The sequence below is a fragment of the Saccharopolyspora sp. SCSIO 74807 genome (assembly GCF_037023755.1).
In the GTDB taxonomy this organism is placed as follows: Bacteria; Actinomycetota; Actinomycetes; order Mycobacteriales; family Pseudonocardiaceae; genus Saccharopolyspora_C; species Saccharopolyspora_C galaxeae.
Genome location: NZ_CP146100.1, coordinates 665914 through 678344, shown reverse-complemented (window position 1 = coordinate 678344; position 12431 = coordinate 665914). Strand labels below are relative to the sequence as shown.

Below are 12431 nucleotides of genomic sequence, written 5' to 3'. Positions count from 1 at the left end.
CGCGACCTTATGGCGTAGCCCGCCGCCCGCGGCGAAGGGGACCGAGCGTCCCACCGGCGCGAAGGCGCTCGTCACCGCGCGTACCGCGAGGAATGAAGGACCCGTTCGACCGGCCTATTGGCGCGAAGGAGCCCCTCGATCGGACCGCGCGGGAGGTGACGTCGGGGGTGAGCGACCCGATCGCTCGGTCTGTTGGGGCGAAGGAACCCCTGCCTCGGATCGGCTGCGGCTAGTTGATGCAGGGGATGCCGTCGGAGGTGATCGGGTCCTGGGCGGGTGGCGCAGGCTGGCGCCGGGCCGTGCCGTCCAGGTCCAGCGGGGCGTTCGCGGCGAAACCGGTCTTCGGCACCAGGCCCGCGATGAACGAACGCACCTGCGCGGGATCCACCTTGACCACGCTCTGCCCGTGCTCGTCCCTGCCGCCGGTGGAAGCGACCGGCAGCGTCACGAACCGCACGCCGCCGCCCGCCAAGCCCTGCATCTGCGCGGCGAACCCGGCCACGTCCCAGTTCTCGTCCAGCACCACCGAACGCCGCGCCGCGTCCTGCAATCCGGCCAGCTTCGCCGGATCGGTCAGCGTGCCGGTGGACAGCAGCTTGTTGGCCACCGCCGCCATGAAGACCTGCTGGCGCACGATCCGGTCCAGATCACCGCCCGGCAGGCCGTGCCGCTGCCGCACGAACGACAGCGCGTCGCCGCCGGAGATGGTCTGCCTGCCCGCGGCGAAGTCGGCGCCGGAGTCCTTGTCGCTGGTGGCTTGGTTCAGGCACACCTCGACGCCGCCGAGCGCGTCGGTCACCTCGTAGAAGCCGAGCAGGTTCACCTCGGCGTAGTGGTCCACGCGGACGCCGCTGAGCCGCTGCACGCTCTGCAGCAGCGCGCGCTGCCCGGCCAGCTGGGCCTGCCGCTCGGCCAGCGCCGAGTCGCGGCCTTCGATGGAATCCGCGGCGGCGCTCTTCGCCAGGCCGTACACCGCGTTGATCTTCTGGGTGCCGCCGCCGGGCATCGGCACCGAGGTGTCCCGCGGCAGCGAAACCGCCGTGGGCGGGCCGCCGTCGTGCGGGATCCGCATCAGGATCACGGTGTCGGTGTTGAGGCCGTTGGTGCTCTCCGTGCGCAGTTCGCGCAGCACGCTCAGCGGCAGCGGGTTGCCTTGCGCGTCGGTCCGGCTGTCGTTGCCGACCAGCAGGATGTCGGTCGCGCCGTCGTCGGCCGGGGGAGCTTCCGGCGTGTCGGCGAGTACGCGGGAGGTGCTGACGTCGGTGTCCAGGCGGTCCAGCGCGACCCAACCCGCAGCGGTGACCGCCAGGACTCCGGCGGAGATCAGCGCGACCAGCGTCCGGCCCGCGATCAGCCAGCCGCGGTGCTTGCGCGGGGCGGCAGCGGCGCGCTCGGATCCGCCCGCGTCGTCCGGTTCCGAGCCGTCCAGAACTGAGCTGTCGGCCGCCGCCGCGCCGTCCGATCCGGTGCTGCGCGACGCGGCGCTGGCCGATGCGGCGCTTTGCGATGTCGTGTCGTCCGATGCGGCGCTGCGCGATGCCGTGTCATCCGAAGCAGCGCTGCGCGATGCGGTGCCGCCCGATGCGTCGCCGGGCCAGACGGTGCCGGTCCAAACCGTGCCGTGCCACGCGGTGCGCCCCGATGCAGTGCCGTGCGAAGCCGGGTCGCCCGGGTCCGAGCCGCCACCCGCCGCGTCCGCAGCGCGCCCGTGGTCGGGTTGCGCGGCCCGCTGCTCGTCCGGTTCCCGCGAGTCGCCCGAGCCCGCGGTCGGCACGTCTTCCTCGGCCACGTTCCCTCCCCCTGGCGGCCTGCCACCGGGACCGGACCGGCGGCCCGCCCGCGCGGGTCCACCTTCCGGCCGACGCGCGCGATCAGCTTAACGCGGCGCGGAACCCGGTCAGTTCACGCAGGGGACGCCGCCCGCGTCGATCGGCGTGTCGCCGGAACCGGACTGCTGGGCGTGCAGCGGTGCCGCGGCGCGTTGCCCGCCGTCGAGCTGGACCTGCTTGTTCCCGGCGAACTGCTGCGCCCCGGGGCCTTGGTAGTCGCTGCCCACGTACACCTCGACGTTGCCGGACTGCAGGTTGCCGCTCGGTTGCAGCGGCAGTCCGCCGAGGGTGGCGGCGACCTGGCCGGCGGCGGCCTCGTCGCCCGGTGCGTGGTAGACGACCGACTTCGCCATCGAGTCCGAATTGGAGCTGCCGCCCTGGGTGAAGCCCGCTTCGCTGAGCGTGCTCAGCACCTGGCCCGCCAGACCGCTCTTGCCGGTGGCGTTGAAGACGTTCACGGTGGTGCCGCCGCGCTGCTTCTCGGCGGCCTGCTCGGCCTGCTCCTTGGCCGCGCGCTCCTGCGGCGGCAGCAGCAGCCCGTCCGCGAACTGCTTGACCTCGCGCGGGTTCGCGGTGACGTCCTCCGAACCGGACTCGCCCTCCAGCTCGATCGGGATCGTCTGGAAGCTGATGTCGCCGCCCGCGATGCCCTGCATCTGCTGGGCGAAGTCGACCACGTCCCAGCCCTTGTCCAGCACGACGGACTTCTTCAGCGCCTCCATCAGGCTGGTCAGCTTGGCCGGGTTGCTCAGCGTCCCGCTGGAGAGGATCTTGCGCGCCAGCCCGGACATGAACACCTGCTGGCGCACCACCCGGTCCAGGTCGCCGCGCGGCAACCCGTGCCGCTGCCGCACGAACGCCAGCGCGTCCGCGCCGGCGACGGTCTGCGGCCCGGCCTTGAACACCGCGCCGGAGTAGTCGCTGTCGTTGACCTCGTCCTTCAGGCAGACGTCGACACCGCCGACCGCCTGGGTGATCTCGTAGAAGCCGAGCAGGTTCACCTCGGCGTAGTGGTCGATGCTCACCCCGGAGAGGTCTTCCAGGGTCTTGATCAGGAACTTCTGGCCTTCGGCCTTGGACTGCAGTTCGAGCTGCTTCGGGTCGGTGACGCCGCTGGCCTGCAGCTTCTGCTTCGCGTCGGACTTGGCCCTGGGCAGCGCGGAGTTGAGCTTGTTCTCCCCGTACCCGTTGCCCATCTGCACCATGGTGTCGCGCGGGAAGGACATGGCGCTGGCGCGCCCGCCACCGTTCGGGATCCGGATCAGGATCATCGTGTCGGTGAGGTCGCCGCCTTCGTCGTCGGTGGTGCGCAGCGTCTTGAGGATCTCGTCCGGCAGCGGGTTGCCGTCGGCGTCGGTGCGGCTGTCGTTGCCGATCAGCAGGATGTCGGTGGCGCCGTCCGGTTCGCTCAGGCCGCCACCGATGACGTCGCTGCCGGAGAGGTTGCTGTTCAGATTTCGCAGGGTCGCCCATGCGTAGCCGGTGAATGCGAGCACCAGCACGGAAAGCAGGGCCACGAACGTCCGCCCGACGATCATGCCGTTGCGGCGGGCGTTGCGGCCGCGGTTCCAGGTGTCCTCGGGCGGCGGCGGAGCGGGCCGCTCCGGCCGCGGTTCGGGTCGTCGCTGCTGCTCGCCCGGCGGGCGCTGCTGCGCGCGGGCGGGCCGGTCGGCCGGTGCGGGGCGGTCCTGGGAGGGCTGGCGGGGTCCGCCGCCGGGTGCGGGACGTCCGGCGGGGCCGGAACCGGGGCGGGGCTGGCGCTGCGGTCCGCGCGGTGGGACGGGCCTGCCCGGTTGCCCTGGTGGGCCACCTGGCCGTCGCGACCGGTCGTCCACGCCGAATCCTCCTTGGGACTTCCTGCGAGCGTTACACCTCGCCGGGGTGATTTTTCGGCGAAGCCACCACGCAGGCTAACGGTGTTCCGCCGTCGGGGTTGCGAGCGGGCGGAATCGCCGCAGCCGCACGTACTTCGTAGTCGGAAGATCACTGCGAGTGGTTCGCCGCTTGCACTCCGCGTGTTGTTCGGCGGCGCGGACGCCGCTTTTCGCACTGCGTGGTCGGCGCTGACCACGCCCGGCCGACAGCGTGGCAGACTGCTTCCGGGCGACGTTCGGTCCCTGCCGATCCGCCCTGCGGCGGAAGGGAAATCCCCATGGAAGGTGGCATGCGAGTACTGATCACCGGTGGGGCCGGCTTCATCGGTTCGCACTACGCGCGGCAGCTGTTGCAAGGGGCCTATCCCGCGTTCGCGGACGCCGAAGTGGTGGTTCTGGACAAACTCACCTATGCGGGCAATCAGGAGAATCTGCGCCCGGTGGCGGAAAATCCGCGGCTGCGCTTCGTGCGCGGGGACATCTGCGACGCCGAGCTGGTCGCGGAGCTGATGACCGGGGTCGACGTGGTGGTGCACTTCGCCGCCGAGTCCCATGTGGACCGTTCGATCCTGGGCGCATCGGACTTCGTGCGGACCAACGTGGTCGGCACCGACACGCTGCTGCAGGCCGCGCTCGCGGCCGGGGTGGGCAAGTTCGTGCACGTCTCCACCGACGAGGTGTACGGCTCGATCGAGACCGGTTCGTGGCCGGAGGAGCACGCGCTGGAGCCGAATTCGCCGTACTCGGCGGCGAAGGCCGGCTCCGACCTGATGAGCCGGGCCTACTTCCGCACCCACGAGCTGCCGGTGTGCGTGACCAGGTGCTCGAACAACTACGGCCCGTACCAGTTCCCGGAGAAGCTGCTTCCGCTGTTCATCACGAACCTGCTGGACGGCCACCGGGTTCCGCTCTACGGCGACGGCGGCAACGTGCGCGACTGGCTGCACGTGGACGACCACTGCCGGGGCATCCAGCTGGTCGCCGAGTCCGGGCGGCCGGGCGAGGTCTACAACATCGGCGGCGGCACCGAGCTGACCAACCGGCGGCTGACCGAGCGGCTGCTGGAGGCGATGGGTCAGGACTTCTCGATGGTGCGCCCGGTCGACGACCGCAAGGGGCACGACCGGCGCTACTCGGTGGACCACACCAAGATCGCCGCCGAGCTCGGGTACCGGCCGCGGGTCGGCTTCGACGAGGGACTGGCCGAGACCATCCGCTGGTACCGGGAGAACCGGTCGTGGTGGGAGCCGTTGAAGCAGGTTCAGAAGTGAGCGCGAAGCGCCTCGCGCTGCTCGTGCCGGGCGGGCGTGGTCAGCTCGGACGGGAGCTGGCGCGTTCGGCGGTGCCGCTGGTGCACGCGCCGGGATCGGGCGAACTGGACCTGCGCGACGCCGCGGAGGTCGGCGACGCGGTCGGCTCGTTCGCCGAGACCGCGCTGGACAACGATCTGCGCCCGGTGGTGGTCAACGCCGCCGCCTACACCGCCGTGGACGCGGCCGAGAGCGACGCGGACGCGGCGCGGTCGATCAACGTGGACGGAGCCGCTGCGTTGGCCAGGGCCTGCGCGGCCCGCCGGGTTCCGCTGGTGCACATGTCCACCGATTACGTCTTCTCCGGCGATGCGGATGTGCCGTACGAACCGGACGATCCGGCCGAGCCGCGCACCGTTTACGGCCGCACGAAGCTGGATGGGGAGCGGGCCGTGCTGTCCGCGGGAGCCCGCGCCTGCGTGGTGCGAACCGCGTGGGTTTACGGCGCAGGCGGGCAGAACTTCGTGCGCACGATGTCCCGCCTGGAACGGGAGCGGGACTCGCTGTCCGTTGTGGACGATCAAGTCGGGGCGCCGACCTGGACCGGTGATCTGGCGGCGGGAGTGGTGCAGCTCGCCGGATCGTTCGCCGAGCGCCGCGACCCGCAGCGCCCGGTGCTGCATTGCACCAACGCCGGGCGGACCAGCTGGTTCTCCTTCGCCCGCGCGGTGTTCGCCGAACTCGGCGCCGACCCGGAGCGGGTGCAGCCGTGCTCGACGGAGGAATTTCCGCGGCCCGCGCCCAGACCGGCGCACTCGGTGCTGTCCGGGCGCGCATGGGCCGCGGCGGGTTTGACGCCGTTGCGAGACTGGCGATCGGCGCTCACCGCCGCCTTCGAGACCGACGGTGCTGCGCTGCGCCGTTGACGGCGTCCTTTTCCACTGTCCGCAGTGGACATCAAGGTGGCCGTGGCCGCGGGAGGAGTTCCCGCGGCCACGGCGCAGGTGGAGCTGATCAGCTCCGTCGGGTTCACAGCCCGAGGATGCCCAGCAGGCCGCCGTCCGAGCCGGAGTCACCGCTGCCGGAGTCCGAGCTCGAGCTGGTCTGCTGCGTCGCCGCCCCGTCCGGGCCGGCGACCGAGTGGCTCTCCTCGTAGGAGACCCGGCCGTCACCGTTGGAGTCGGCGCCCGCCGTGGTCTGGCTGGACTGCACACCTTCCGGACCCGCGACCGACTGGGTGCCCTCGAAGTCGGCGGCACCCGCGACCCCGGCGAACCCGAGCACCAGGGGGGCCGAAATCAGTCCGGCTGCGATTCCACGGTTCAGCTTGCGCATGAGAACTCACCTCTTCCGCTAGCTCGTTTCCTCGAATCCGTTCCGCTTTCAGGTACGGGACGAATCCGGTAGGTGACGAGACCGTCGATCGATCTCGCAGCCGGTACAACACGAGATCCCGTCGATCACTTCCAGGTTTTCCGGTGTGGAACCTCACAGGACGGACGGCGAGCGGCGGGGTTTGCGCCCACGAACCGATCGGGAACGCGGGAAAACTGTCGGTCAGCGGGTCACGGACGATCTTCTCGAGCTTGCCCGGGAGAATCCAGGCAGCAGTCGCCGAGGCATTCGCGCAACCGCAGCAGTCCGTCCCGCAGCCGCGTTTTCACCGTCGACGGCGGAATGCGCAGCTGCTCGGCCGCTTCGCGATAGCTCAGTCCCCGGTAGTAGGTGAGCAGCACCGCCTCGGACTGCAACGCGGTCAGCGCGGACAGGCAGCTGCGGACCTTCAGGTGCTCGCAGTGCGCCAGCACCGTCTCGGTCACCGAGTCGTAGGCGGTCTCCTGCGAGCCCGCCGCGAACCGGTCGTCGCGTTCCCGCACCGCACGCGCCGAGCGCAGCCGGTCCACCGAACGCCGGCGCGTCATGGTGCTCACCCAGCTTTGCGCGCTGCCGCGTTCCGGGCGGTAGCGCGGCGCGGTGCGCCAGACCTCGATGAGCACTTCCTGCGCGACCTCTTCGGCCTGCGCGTCGTCGTCGAGCAGTTCCCTGGCCAGCGTCCGCACCGGTCGCACCGTGCGGTCGTAGAAGGTATGGAACGCCCGGAGATCTCCGCTGCCGATCTTCACCAGCAGCTGCTCGGTGCTGACTTCCCGGTCGATCGGACACTCGTCCATCCGCCACCTCCCGTGCCTGGCAGATGCGCACCTGCCATCAGGGTTTCGGAGCCGGTGGCCGGGCGGATTGGTCAAAGATCTCAATTCTTCCACAAAGGATGAACAGGACGCGAAAACGGGGGCCACCGCAGCGGCGTCGCACCGCTGCCGATGACCCCCGTCGATTGCGTACCCGGCAGATCACCGGGTTAGTCCTGCGAGCGGCCTCAGCCGCCCGCCGGCGGGAACCTCGGACCGGTACCGCTGAGCGGCCCGAGGTCCCGTCGTTCGGCCGATTAGAGGCCGAGGCCGCCGGTGACGTCGTGCAGGCCGCCGCCCGCCTCTTCACCGACCGGGCCTTCGGCACCGGTCAGCGGCGCGGTCAGGTCGGTCATCCCGCCCGCGACGTCGCCGCCTGCAACGTCACCGCCGGCAACATCACCGACCGGCAGGCCGCCGGTGACGTCCTGCACGTCCGGGGCCACGCCACCGAGGTCCTGCAGGCCGCCGGTGACGTCGCCACCGGCGATGTCACCGACCTGGCCGGTCAGGCCGTCCAGCTGCCCGGCGACGTCGCCGCCCTGCACGCCGCCGACGGCGTCCTGCACGCCGCCGACCACGTCGGTGACGCCGTTGCCCGCGATGTTGCCCGCGTTCAGGTCACCGGCCACGCCGCTGATGTCACCGGTGTTCACGTCGCCGATGACCTCGTTGCCGTTGCCGTTCCCGTTGCCCACCGGGCTCTCGTTGCCGTTGCCGCCGTCTTCGGTGCGGGTCATCTCGGTGCTGTTGTTGCTGTCCTCGGTCGAGCTCGCCTCGCCGCGCAGCATCGAGTCCACGTCGCCGAGCGGGCCGAAGATGTCGGGGGTGGTCATGTCCAGCTCCATGTCGTCGGGGCCGTTCACCAGGAACGGCATCAGGTCGTGCGCATCGACTCCGGGGCCGTCGGCGGCGAGTTGGACCAGTGCCGGAGGCAGCGTCCGGAAGTACTCGTCGACGAGCTCGACCGGTGCGTGATCGAGTGCCAGCGAAGCCGCGTGCACGACATCGGCATTGCTCAGCTCCGCCAGTCCTGCCTGGTCCAGGTGGGCCCGCGGGTCCTCCTGGAACGACGCGCGATCGGCCGCGTCGGTCACGAGCCGGGACAGGAACTCGTGCACCGTCAACATCGCCGTCACGCCCTTCGCCGAGCAGGTGGGGAGGTGGCCGGAACGCTCCGGCGATCATCGGAATCCGGCCCGCACATCCACTCGGCGAACCGGTCTCGTTCGCCCGCCGGAATTCCGATCGCACCGCGACTCGCGCCACCAGCGCGTTCCCGCCACGACTCGAAGATTAGGCGCGGATCCGCGCGATCGGACATGGGGCCGATCCCCTAGCGCTCATTCGACTATTAGGGGGTCGGGCCGAATGATCTTCATCTGAGCAGCGGACGGCGCATTTCCCGAATCGATTGGTTTTGATCTTGTGCTGTTCCGCACTGCGTTCGCGGGTGTGGCGAAAACCAGCGGAGAAAATTCGGCGACCGGCCAATCGGAATGCCCGCGGGCTCCGAACGCGCCTATTCCGGAACTGCGGGGTTTTGTGTCGCCGAGCACGGGGAACCTTCCCACGGCCATCCGCGCCCGGAGGTCACGATGAGGAAAACCCGGTGCACCGGACGTGTTTCAGCGCGCGAGCTCGTAGGCGCGAAGCGTCGCGCGGGCGCAACCGCGCCAGGTGTAGCGGGCCGCGTGGGCGCGACGTGCGGCGGCCGCCCGGCGGTCCACCGGGCGGGACACGACGTCGTGCAGTGCCGCCCGCAGCGCGTCGACATCCCCGTACGGCACGAAATCCGCGTGCCCGCCGGTGATCTCCCGCAGTGCGGGCAGCTCCGCGCACACGACCGGAACGCCGCACGCCAGCGCCTCCAGCGCGGGCAGCCCGAACCCCTCGTCCCGGGACGGCAGCACCAACGCCCGCGCGCCGGCCACGACGCTGCGCAGCTCGCGTTCCGGCAGGTAGCCGGTGTGCAGCACCTTCGCTTCCGGCCGTTGCTCGCCGGGGCCCGCGAGCACCAGCGGCGGCAGGCTCGCCTCGTGCGCGCGCAGCAGCACGTCGAGTCCCTTGCGCGGGCCGTCCGTGCCGACGAACACCAAGTACTGCTGCGGCAATCCGAGCCGGTGCAGTTCGGGGCCGGGCGGTGCCGCCTCGAACCACTCGTTGTCCACGCCCAGCGGGGTCACCACGATCCTGCGCTCCGGCACGGAGAACCGTTCTTGCACGGCCTCGGCCACCGCGGCGCTCGGTGTGCAGACCACGGCCGCCCGGCGGGCGCAGGTGCGCACCAGATCGGCGAAGCCGGGCTCCGGAGCCTCTTCCGGCACGTCCAGGAACGCCAGGTCGTGCACGGTCAGCACGCCACCGGCGCGCACCGACGGCGGCAGCACGAAGTTGGTGCCGTGCACGACGTCGCCGCGCCCCGCGAGCAGTTCGATCGGCGGGAACGGAACCCGGCGCCACGACGCCCGCAGCGCTCGCGCGGGAACCGGGACGCCGCTCGCCCGCACCCCGGGCGGAACCGCGTCGCGCAGGGCGCGATGGCCGCGCGCGGTGAACCCGACCGCTCGAACGTCCACATCGGACATCCGGCCGAGCTCGCGGGTCAGCGCGGCCGCGTACCGGCCGATCCCGGTGCGCGGGCCGAGCAGCGGGGTGCCGTCCAGCAGCACCCGCAGCCGGGCACTCACCGCCCTCGCAACCGTTCGCCCGCGAGCCTGCGCAGCCGCCCGGCGGCGCGCTTGGCCACCTCGACCGGACCGCCCGCGTCGAGGTATCCCCGCAGCAGCGCCGCATCGCGGCGCACCGCCTGCAACCGGCTCGGCCGCGGCGTGCGGGTCAGCGGTGCGGCGGCCCGCAGCCGGTCGGCCGCCGGGCGCGGGTCGCGGCAGAACTCGGTCAGCGGCGCCAGCACCGACTCCCAGGTGAACCGCTCCCGCACCGCGGCGATCCGCTCGCGGCACGCCGCGGCGAACTCCGCGTCGTAGAGCACCCGCTGCAACGCCTCGGCCAGCGCGTCCGGGTCCTCGGCGGGCACCACCACGCCGAGCCCCTCGTGGCGCACCAGGTCCGCGAACGAGTCGCCGTCCGTGGTGACCACCGGCAGCCCCGCCCACAGGTAGTCCAGCACCCGGGTGCGGAAGGCGAACGTGGTCTCCACGTGCTCGAAGTGCGAAGTGACCCCGCAGTCGGCGTCGAGCAGGTAGTTCTGCCGCTCGCCGTAGGGCACCCAGGTCTCGTTGAAGAACACGTTCTTGCCGGTCAGCCCGAGGCTGCCGGCGAGGTGCCTGGTGCGCTCGGCCATCCCCATCTCCGGCACGTCCGGATTCGGGTGCTTCATGCCCAGGAAGAACAGCCGCACGTCGTGGTGGCGTTCGGCGAGGCGGTGCACCGCGTGCAGCAACGTCAGCGGGTCGAACCAGCTGTAGACACCGCCCGCCCACAGCACGACCTTGTCGTCGGCCCCGATGCCGGGCTGCGCGCCCTTGATCGCCGGCCCGGTGCGCCGCGGCGCCACCGGCGACAGGCCGAACGGCGCCACCTCCAGCAGCGAGCGCACCGTCGGGTCGGTGTCGTAGAGCCCGGGTGTGAGCCTGCCCAGCGAAGCGAGGTGGCCGAGCCAGAAGTGCCGCTGCCGCTGCGAGGCGCACAGGAAGAAATCACCGCGCCGCAGCTGGGAGTTCAGCACCTTCGTCACCCCGCGCAGATCGGCCGCGCGGCGCTCGTCGTCGGTGTCCCGGCCCTGTTCCAGCAGCTCCAGGTGCATCGGGTCGTAGATGTCGCAGACCACGATCTTGGTGGAGTCGACGTGCTTGAGCGCGGGCACCATCTCCAGCACGTGCCCTTGCAGCACCACGATGTCGGCCCACTCGACGTGCGCGGCGAGTTCCCGCGGTTTCGCCGCCACCACGGGAAAATCGGACTCCGGCGGGTCGACGTGCGGGTTCGCGCTGACCAGCCGCACCCGGTGTTCGCCGCTGAGCACCTCGGCCATGTGCCAGGCCCGGATCGCCGGACCGGCCATCCGCGCGGCCACCGAATCCCCGGTGAGCACCGCGATGTTGCGCGGGCGCCCGAACACCTCTTCCAACCCGAACACGTCCACCAGCACGTCGTGCGCGGCCAGGTAGCGCGGCAGCGGGTAGGCGGGCTCCATCGCCTTGCGCATCAACGGGACCAGGTCGGCGTCCGAACGCACCCGAGCCGCCTGCTCCACCTCGCGGGCCTGTTTGAGCTGCGGCAACAGCTCCACGAACCGGTCGATGGCGAGCATCCCCGCCAGCGCGTCCCGCGAGATCGGCACGTCGTCGGAGTGGTCCACCCCCTCCGGTCGCCGCGTCATCTCCAGCTGCTCCGGGTCGACCTCGCCGCGCGCAGTCGCCCTGCGCACCGCCAGCGCCATCGCCGCGGGCAACGCCTTCGCCAGCGTCTCTTCCGAGGCGTTCTTGTACAGCGCCGCCAGCGCGTTGCGTTCCAACAGGTAGTTCTCGCGCGCCGACGAGACCTCGCTCATCGACGCGTGGTGCCGGTGGTAGGCGACCGACCGCGGCTCGTACCGCACCCGCCAGCCGCGCAGGTTCAACCGCCAGCCCAGGTCGACGTCCTCGTAGAACATGAAGAACCGCTCGTCGAACCCGCCCAGCGCGGCGAACAGCTCCGCCCGCACGAACAGCGCCGAGCCGGTGCCGAACAGCACGTCGCGCGGGGCGTCGTGGCCGCCGTCGTCGAGCTCGCCCGCGTGCCGCTTGTAGCCCATGCCGAACCAGGTGAGCCCGGCGTCCACGAAATCGACGTGCTCGCCGGAGAAGTCGAGGACCTTGCTGGCCACCGCGCCCGCCGTCGGCTCCGCCCGCAGCGCCGAAACCGCCGCGCGCACCCAGTCGCGGTGCGGCCGCGCGTCGTTGTTCAGGAACGCCAGAACCTGCCCCGCGGCCTCCCGCGCAGCCAGGTTGCAGCCGCCCGCGAACCCGAGGTTCTCGCCGGACTCGATCAGCCGGACCTGCGGCTGCGCCTCCCGAATGCGCTGCGCACTGCCGTCACCGGAAGCGTTGTCGACGCAGAGCACCTGCAGCCGCTCAGCCGGGTAGTCCAGCTCGTCCCGCAACGCGCGCAGGCACTCGATCGAGTCCTGCGCACCGCGGTAGTTCACCACGACCACGGAAACGACCGGCAGGGCAGACGAATCGGACAGCTCAGCCACACCCCAAGCCTGCCCTACGCGGCGGGCGCACGTGCACAGCGCCCGCTGATCCCCGGTTTCTCCAGCGGTGTTTCTCCAGGAGTGAACGG

9 protein-coding genes are annotated in these 12431 nt (G+C 71.3%); 2 read left to right on the top strand and 7 right to left on the bottom strand.

Annotated features, from left to right (window positions below; all coding sequences use genetic code 11):
- Positions 1–229: 229 nt before the first annotated feature.
- Both V1457_RS03010 and V1457_RS03005 read right to left on the bottom strand, forming a co-directional pair.
- Positions 230–1789, bottom strand: coding sequence for an LCP family protein (locus V1457_RS03010; RefSeq protein WP_307850325.1), 1560 nt, complete (start codon positions 1787–1789; stop codon positions 230–232).
- 108 nt (positions 1790–1897) lie between these two features.
- On the bottom strand, positions 1898–3664 hold the full coding sequence (locus V1457_RS03005; RefSeq protein WP_338599925.1) for an LCP family protein: 1767 nt from the start codon (positions 3662–3664) through the stop codon (positions 1898–1900).
- Positions 3665–3993: 329 nt separating this feature from the next.
- Between V1457_RS03005 and rfbB the strand changes: the two genes are divergently transcribed.
- A complete protein-coding gene (gene rfbB, locus V1457_RS03000; RefSeq protein ID WP_200073433.1) occupies positions 3994–4974 on the top strand; it encodes a dTDP-glucose 4,6-dehydratase in 981 nt (326 codons plus the stop codon).
- On the top strand, positions 4971–5879 hold the full coding sequence (gene rfbD, locus V1457_RS02995) for a dTDP-4-dehydrorhamnose reductase (protein ID WP_338599921.1): 909 nt from the start codon (positions 4971–4973) through the stop codon (positions 5877–5879). The genes rfbB and rfbD overlap by 4 nt, the downstream gene beginning before the upstream one ends.
- A gap of 103 nt (positions 5880–5982) precedes the next feature.
- On the opposite strand, the gene V1457_RS02990 is transcribed toward rfbD, so the two are convergent.
- The 5 genes from V1457_RS02990 to V1457_RS02970 all read right to left on the bottom strand — a co-directional run bounded on the left by V1457_RS02990 (position 5983) and on the right by V1457_RS02970 (position 12342).
- A complete protein-coding gene (locus V1457_RS02990; RefSeq protein WP_200073398.1) occupies positions 5983–6288 on the bottom strand; it encodes a hypothetical protein in 306 nt (101 codons plus the stop codon).
- Positions 6289–6518: 230 nt separating this feature from the next.
- Entirely contained in the window at positions 6519–7124 is a 606-nt protein-coding gene (locus tag V1457_RS02985; protein ID WP_338599915.1) for a sigma-70 family RNA polymerase sigma factor, read from the bottom strand.
- A 275-nt stretch (positions 7125–7399) separates the two neighbouring features.
- Positions 7400–8272 (bottom strand): IniB N-terminal domain-containing protein, encoded by an 873-nt coding sequence (locus V1457_RS02980; protein WP_304611171.1) that lies wholly within the window; start codon positions 8270–8272, stop codon positions 7400–7402.
- A 498-nt stretch (positions 8273–8770) separates the two neighbouring features.
- Positions 8771–9832, bottom strand: a complete 1062-nt coding sequence (locus V1457_RS02975; protein ID WP_307850323.1) for a glycosyltransferase family 1 protein — start codon at positions 9830–9832, stop codon at positions 8771–8773.
- The gene (locus V1457_RS02970; RefSeq protein ID WP_338599910.1) at positions 9829–12342 is read right to left on the bottom strand and encodes a glycosyltransferase; all 2514 of its coding nucleotides are present in this window, start codon (positions 12340–12342) and stop codon (positions 9829–9831) included. The genes V1457_RS02975 and V1457_RS02970 overlap by 4 nt, the downstream gene beginning before the upstream one ends.
- Positions 12343–12431: the final 89 nt, after the last annotated feature.